We start from the raw sequence: 7,043 nt of genomic DNA, 5'->3' as shown, positions 1-7,043 counted from the left end.
AATTACGAATTGTGAATGTAAGGTTAGTGCTGTACGAAGGAATATGAAAACTGTTTATTTCGGATATTGGATATCGGATTTCGGAACTGTAATCTTTTATGTTCTGTAAAAAATAGAGGTATTTTACTTTATTTCCGAAATCAGAAATTCCAAATCTGTAATAGTTGAAAACCCTTCATGCACGACTAATGTAAGGGTTTAATTGTCAATGATTTATCTTTACAGTTTCTTTAGTTTTTTGTATTGTTACGCTTTAGTTAACAAGACGTAGGCATTAAAATGTACTAATAATTCTGTAAGAACCGTTGATTTTTTTGCCTACAGAATAAAGCCGAGTGCCCATAGCTGATAGCCGAAAGCTTCATTTATATTGCCCGTTTTAGAGTTAAGGTAGTTACAATAAGATTATTTCCTCTTTTCACTACAAAATTCAAGGGTTTTCCTTCGCCTTTTTGAAAGAGTTTATACAATTCGCTAATCGATATATCATGCGAAGACTTGTTATTCACAAATAGTAATTTATCGCCTTCTTGTAAGCCAGCATCCTCTGCGGGGGAGTTTGCTTCAATTCTTTCAATCAGGTATTCGTTGTAGTTCTGACCTTTGGCTGCCAATTCCATTCCTGTCATATTATGTTCAAAAGGCTCTTTAAGATTTTTGTTAGAAGCTTTCAGAACAATGTACTGATCTCTGTAATTAAACGTCACTCTGAACCTTCTTAAAAACTCACAGCCAATATTTCCATGACGAGGGTTTGTCATGGTATTAGTAATCACCTTGTAAGAGTTACTATCAGGAAAAGAGGCCACCAAATTTTGTAAAGTATATTTACCGATTTTCAATTTTTGGATACGCCCTAACTTACCATTGATTATACCACTCAAGCCTCTACCCAACTGAGCATTAATGAGTTTATTAGGAAGTTTTATTTTTGAATTGGCCGAGGCATCGAGCGATAACGCATGACCTGCACCTGTATCCAACACCACTTTGATGGGAACGCTAGTAACACTATCTACAAGCTCGAGGGTATTGATATATGGTTTTTTGTCTTCTATCGAAATCGGAATTTTTTCACCTTTTGAGGGTTTATATTTATAAGTATCTGGGTTCTGAAAAGTAATTGCCCTCATATTAAAATCAATAGTTATGGCAAACCTATCAAATAATTCATAACCAATAATACCATGTATAGGACGGCCAACAAACTCGCTCAGCTTGAGAATATCTTCTTTGAGGACAACCAAATTTTGATGGTATCCTGTCACTTCTCCGATATGAATCGTATTATTTAGGACAATACTAGCCTCCAGTTTTTCACCTTGGCCAGCACCCGCAATCTTCACTTTTCGGATAGGAGTTAGATTTTGTTTTTGTAAGCAGGTGGGGTCTGTAATAAGAATTGTACTTACACCTGTGTCAAGAATGAAGTGTAAGGTATCTGAATTATTGATTTTTAATGGGATGATGATTAAATTTGCCTGTAGCTCGAACGGAATTTTAGAAATTTTTCTATTTTTAACAAACTGAAAACCAAATTTTTCCTCCAATGCATTTTCCTTCGTTTTGTTGGGAGAAAGTGACTTAGGAAAGCTAAGCGACGTCACGAAAGCATGATGGATGGATGCGAATTGCTGCTCATGAGAAATTAAAACAATGAACAGCACAAGAACAATTTTTAGCAAGGTAGTTCTCATATTCTTGTCTGTTTAGTATCTATCTAATATACAGTGTTTTAGGATAATAAACAAATTTTATTCTTAGATTGTTTAAATTTATCATTGGAAAGGTGCAAAATGTTGAGATAAGTATTTATAAATAGTTATATTTAAGAAAACTAGTAATGAAAAAGCAGTTGAAACGCTAGATTTCTGCAAGAGTTTTATTAATGATAAAAAGAAATTGATTACCGAGTATTCATCACTGCCCACATTCCCATAAAAACCAACGCCGATATGTCCAAAGTAGTTATTAAGCCAATACTTTATGCTGCATTAGCAGGGGGACTTTTGTCTTCTTGTGTTAGCCAACAAAAATACCAAGCGCTCATTCAAGACAAAGATCGTCTTGATGTAAGTGTAGAGCGAGCACATAAAGAAATCAAAGAATTAAAAGAAACAAAGCTTAACTTAGAAGACCAAATTAAATATAAGAACGTAGAAATCGCTAAGTTGGAAAATCAGGTAAGCACCATCAAAAAGCAAGCTGATGCCATGGGGCAAAAGTTTGATGAGCTCGAAGAGCAAATGAAAAAAATGAGTGCCGACTTAGAAAACAAAAAATACGAAAGCGCTTTGCTGGTGGCAAGCTACGAACGTAAAATAGCTGAATTACAATTGTTAGGCTCGAAACTGAAAGCCAAAAAGAAAGCTAAGGTTACCAAAAAGACCGATAAGATATTAGCCGCAAAAAACTAGGTGATATCAAGCCAATAGGAGCCCCGCAATATTTGTGGGGCTTTTTTATGAGCGCTAAAAGCTTGATTGTTAGGAGAAGAATCAATATGTTTTAAAGAAGATGCCCAAGTGATGCTTCACCGAAACAAATCCCTAAATATTTAGTGCAAAGCATATTTTATCCATAAATTTGTAAAGTAATTAAGTTTCAACCAAAAAACAGTGGTTCAATAGATTCAGCGCAAGCTGTTTCTCTCCCCGACTTTACTTAAAAAAATGAGAAAGAAAATCGTTGCTGGTAACTGGAAAATGAACAAAACAGCTGAAGAAGCATTAATCTTGGCTTCTGAAGTGGCAAACATGGTGAAAGATGAGGTATCTACAGATGTTACTGTAGTGATTGCTTCTCCGTCTTTGTACTTGAGTACTTTGACAAAATATGCTGAGCCAGTAGTAAATTTGGGCATTTCGGCTCAAAACTGCCACCAAAAAGCTTCTGGTGCTTACACAGGCGAAATCTCAGCGCCAATGTTGAAATCAATCGGTGTAGAATACGTAATCTTAGGCCACTCTGAGCGTCGTCAGTACTTTGGCGAAACAAATGAGCAATTGGCTGAAAAAGTAAATATCTCTCTTGAAAATGGTTTGACGCCAATCTTCTGTTGTGGAGAATCTCTAGAGCAACGTAATGCTCCTGGTTACTTAGAATTCGTAGCTTCACAATTAACTGATAGCCTTTTCCACTTGTCAGCAGAAGATTTTGGTAAAGTAGTAATTGCTTACGAACCAATCTGGGCAATCGGTACAGGTGTAACGGCATCTTCTGAGCAAGCACAAGAAATGCACGCATTCTTGCGCGCTCATATTGCTACAAAATACGGACAAGAAGTAGCTGATAATACTTCTATCCTATACGGTGGTAGCTGTAACGAGAAAAATGCTCCTGAGTTGTTTGCTCGTGAGGACATCGACGGTGGTCTAATCGGTGGTGCATCATTGAAATCTCGTGAATTTGTGAATATCGCAAAATCATTCTAGTTGATAGAGGTTATTCGTTAGTCGTTATTAGAGATAATACCCAAGTATGAGTGATGAATTCGTACTTTACGAAGGATTTCTAAGTATTTCAGATTTGGGATTTTTTATTTCGGAAACCTAATATCCGAAATAAAAAGAATCGATAGTTTGATAGCAACGACTTAACAAAATATCTCAAAAAGCGCCGTAGGTGCGACAGAAGCTTGTTTTCTGTCACATCTATGGCGCTTTTGGTGTTTATAGGCTTGTTTTAAATGGTCGCTTTTTGAGTATTTTATCGATGATTTTCTAAAAGTTTTAATTGAGAAAAATAACAAGCTAAAAAATTTCATACTCTTTAAGAACTTTTCTGAAAAACAGCACGTTATATCTTTCCCTATTTCTAAAATCATCATAAACTATGCAGAAATTAAATGTAACCATCTCGTTAGAATCTTATGACTCAGAAACTGAATTGAGTGCAAAAGAACAGTTGTTATTGATGGAGGCTCGTAAAGCTACTTATAAGTCTTATGCGCCTTATTCACAGTTTCATGTAGGTGCTGCTATATTACTAGAAGACGATACAATTATCACGGCCAATAATCAAGAAAATGCGGCTTTCCCATCTGGCTCTTGCGCCGAGCAATCGGCTATATTTTGGGTAGGGGCTAATCATCCTGATAAAAAAATTAAATCTATTGCGGTTATTGCACGCCCTGGCAAAGGAGACGAGTTTAGAGGCGTTCCTCCTTGCGGTGCTTGTCGCCAAGCAATGCTTGAGTATGAAGTGCGTCAAAAACAACCAATTCGTTTATTGATGCTTGGAGCAAACAACCAAGTATTAGCAACCGAATCTATTGGAGACTTACTTCCTTTGAAGTTTGAAGAATTTTAAACAGATTTCGAGTAAATTTTATTCGAAACCAATCCTTATGAATTCATTTTTTAAACAGAATACCTTCTCAATCGTTTACGCCTTTTTTTTAGGGGTGATGCCCTTGGTGGTTAGTTCTTCGATTACGGTATGGGTGATGTTTCATGAAGCAACAATCCACCAGTTCGACTTACCCACATGGACAATGGTATATGCCACTGCTAGTTTGACAATGGCCTTTGCGTTTACGCCAACTACCTTTGTGGCACTATTGAGTGGGTATTTCTTGGGTTGGCAAGCACTCATACCTGTTTGTGTTAGTTATTGGCTAGCATCGTGGATTGGCTACATAATGGCTGCCAAAATAGACGGCGGTCGACTACTAAATGCTTTGGAAGAAAGGAAAGGCGTAAAAGAGCTTCTTCAAAATCTTCAGAAAGAGGAGTTTAAAATTATTTTATTAGCCCGACTTTCACCTGTATTACCTTTTGCAGTAAGCAACTTATTGTTTTCTTGTTCAGGAGCCAAGTTGAAAAACTTCCTTACTGCAGGTTTTATCGGTATGTTGCCACGCACGCTTTTGTCGATATGGGTGGGAACACAAGCCAAAGAAATCAAGGCATTAATCGAACACCCAAGTGAGGGAGCTGTAGCACAAATAGCTATTATATTGATGATTGGAATTTCATTGTATGGATTGTATAGAGTAGTAAGGAAAGCAATAGGAGAGTAAGGGATATCGAAGAGGTATTATAATTTTTTTCTCATTCATTTTCAGAATATTAGAAAAATTTTATACCTTTGCACCCCCAATCAATTGGGAATAACTAACTAAATTTCAATGTGTTTTGCCCGCCACATTGATGTAAAAGGGCTTTTACTAAAACATGGCTAATCAATTAGCAGATTTCGACTGGGAATTAGTCGGCACAAAAGGTATCGGTGGTGGTTATTCTGCCGAAGAAAGAGCAAGATTAGAAGCTCTTATTGAAGGTACATTAAACCAAGTTACTGAGAAAGAAGTAGTAAAAGGTACTGTAGTAGGTATCACAGACCGTGAAGTGATTTTGAACATCGGTTTCAAATCAGACGGTATGGTTCCAACTTCAGAATTCAGAGATATGCCTGAATTGAAAGTTGGAGATGTAGTAGATGTTTACGTTGAGAACCAAGAAGACAAAGCTGGTCAATTGATTCTTTCTCGTAAATTGGCTAAAGTAATGACTGCATGGAAAAACATCGAAGATGCTCTTGAGCAAGATATCGTTATCGATGGTTTCGTTAAGCGTCGTACTAAAGGTGGTCTTATCGTTGATATCTTCGGTGTTGAGGCGTTCTTGCCAGGTTCACAAATCGATGTGAAACCAATCCGTGACTTTGATATCTTCGTTGGTAAGAAAATGGAAGTTAAGGTTGTTAAAATCAACCATGCAAACGATAACGTTGTTGTTTCTCACAAAGTTCTTATCGAGAAAGACCTTGAAGAACAACGTCAATTGATCTTGAACAACCTTGAAAAAGGACAAGTTCTTGAAGGTGTTATCAAGAACATGACTAACTTCGGTGTGTTCATCGACTTAGGTGGTGTTGACGGTTTGTTGCACATCACAGATATTTCTTGGGGTCGTATCAACCATCCACAAGAATTGCTTAAATTGGATCAGAAAATCCAAGTGGTTGTTTTGGACTTCGACGAGAACAAGAAACGTATCTCTTTGGGTATGAAACAATTGCAAGCTCACCCTTGGGATGCTTTGGCAGCTACAGTAGAAATCGGTTCTAAAGTAAAAGGTAAAGTTGTAAACGTTGCTGATTACGGTGCTTTCTTAGAAGTATTGCCAGGTGTTGAAGGTTTGATCCACGTTTCAGAAATGTCTTGGTCTCAACATTTGCGTAACCCTCAAGACTTCTTGAAAGTAGGCGACGAAATCGAAGCAGTTGTATTGACTTTGGACCGCTCTGAGCGTAAAATGTCATTGGGTATCAAACAATTGACTGAAGATCCTTGGACTAAACAAGATTTGTTGAGCAAATACGCTGTAGGTACTAAGCACACTGGTACTGTACGTAACTTGACCAACTTCGGTTTGTTCCTTGAATTGGAAGAAGGTATCGATGGTTTGGTTCACGTTTCTGACTTGTCTTGGACTAAGAAAATCAAACATCCTTCTGAGTTCATCAAAGTTGGTGAGAAATTAGACGTTGTGGTATTGGAGCTTGACGCGGACAACCGTCGTTTGGCTTTAGGTCACAAACAATTGGAAGAAAACCCTTGGGATACATTTGAATCAATCTTCACTGTAGGTTCTGTTCATAAAGCTACTATCGTTGCGAAAAATGACAAAGGTGCTACTTTGGAATTGCCTTACGGTATCGAAGGTTCTGCTCAGTTGAAACAATTGGTGAAAGAAGACGGTTCTGTTGCTGAAGCTGGTGAACAACTTGACTTCAAAGTAATCGAATTCAACAAAGAAGATCGTAAAATCGCTCTTTCTCACACAAGAATTTTCAACGACGCTAAAGAAGAGGCTGTTCAAGAAGAGAAGAAAAAGACTGCTAAAGATGTAGAAAAAGTTACTAGCTCTGTTGAGAAATCAACTTTGGGTGACTTAGATGCTTTGACAGCTTTGAAAGCTCAAATGGAAGACTCAGCTCGTGAAGAAGCTAAGAAAAAATTAGAGAAGAAGAAATAATCATCTCTGATTGAGTATATTAAAAGGCTCTGCTGACGTATGTTGGCAGAGCCTTTTTTT

6 protein-coding genes are annotated in these 7,043 nt (G+C 37.3%); 5 read left to right on the top strand and 1 reads right to left on the bottom strand.

Annotated elements, in window-relative coordinates; all coding sequences use genetic code 11:
- Positions 1-365 precede the first annotated feature (365 nt).
- Positions 366-1,697, bottom strand: coding sequence for an aspartyl protease family protein (locus tag ACOVQ4_RS09245; RefSeq protein ID WP_421820367.1), 1,332 nt, complete (start codon positions 1,695-1,697; stop codon positions 366-368).
- A gap of 258 nt (positions 1,698-1,955) precedes the next feature.
- On the opposite strand from ACOVQ4_RS09245, the gene ACOVQ4_RS09240 reads away from it, so the two are divergent.
- The 5 genes from ACOVQ4_RS09240 (at position 1,956) to rpsA (ending at position 6,983) form a co-directional block, all read left to right on the top strand.
- A complete protein-coding gene (locus ACOVQ4_RS09240; RefSeq protein ID WP_421820366.1) occupies positions 1,956-2,417 on the top strand; it encodes a hypothetical protein in 462 nt (153 codons plus the stop codon).
- Positions 2,418-2,672: 255 nt separating this feature from the next.
- Complete coding sequence (gene tpiA, locus ACOVQ4_RS09235) at positions 2,673-3,434, top strand: triose-phosphate isomerase (protein WP_421820365.1); 762 nt, start codon at positions 2,673-2,675, stop codon at positions 3,432-3,434.
- A 400-nt stretch (positions 3,435-3,834) separates the two neighbouring features.
- A complete protein-coding gene (locus ACOVQ4_RS09230) occupies positions 3,835-4,311 on the top strand; it encodes a cytidine deaminase (RefSeq protein ID WP_166549645.1) in 477 nt (158 codons plus the stop codon).
- Between the two features lie 37 nt (positions 4,312-4,348).
- Positions 4,349-5,023 carry a TVP38/TMEM64 family protein gene (locus ACOVQ4_RS09225; protein ID WP_421820364.1) on the top strand — a complete coding sequence of 225 codons (675 nt, stop codon included), beginning with the start codon at positions 4,349-4,351 and terminating at the stop codon, positions 5,021-5,023.
- A 154-nt stretch (positions 5,024-5,177) separates the two neighbouring features.
- The gene (gene rpsA, locus ACOVQ4_RS09220) at positions 5,178-6,983 is read left to right on the top strand and encodes a 30S ribosomal protein S1 (protein WP_421820363.1); all 1,806 of its coding nucleotides are present in this window, start codon (positions 5,178-5,180) and stop codon (positions 6,981-6,983) included.
- Positions 6,984-7,043: the final 60 nt, after the last annotated feature.

It is taken from the genome of Flectobacillus sp. (assembly GCF_049240685.1).
GTDB lineage: Bacteria > Bacteroidota > Bacteroidia > Cytophagales > Spirosomataceae > Flectobacillus.
Note: the sequence above shows the minus strand (reverse complement) of the source record. Positions and strands in the feature narration are given on the sequence as shown.

Coding starts and splice junctions, on each gene's coding strand:
- ACOVQ4_RS09245 (WP_421820367.1), bottom strand. CDS start 1,697: ATGAGAACTACCTTGCTAAAAATTGTTCTTGTGCTGTTCATTGTTTTA.
- ACOVQ4_RS09240 (WP_421820366.1), top strand. CDS start 1,956: ATGTCCAAAGTAGTTATTAAGCCAATACTTTATGCTGCATTAGCAGGG.
- tpiA (WP_421820365.1), top strand. CDS start 2,673: ATGAGAAAGAAAATCGTTGCTGGTAACTGGAAAATGAACAAAACAGCT.
- ACOVQ4_RS09230 (WP_166549645.1), top strand. CDS start 3,835: ATGCAGAAATTAAATGTAACCATCTCGTTAGAATCTTATGACTCAGAA.
- ACOVQ4_RS09225 (WP_421820364.1), top strand. CDS start 4,349: ATGAATTCATTTTTTAAACAGAATACCTTCTCAATCGTTTACGCCTTT.
- rpsA (WP_421820363.1), top strand. CDS start 5,178: ATGGCTAATCAATTAGCAGATTTCGACTGGGAATTAGTCGGCACAAAA.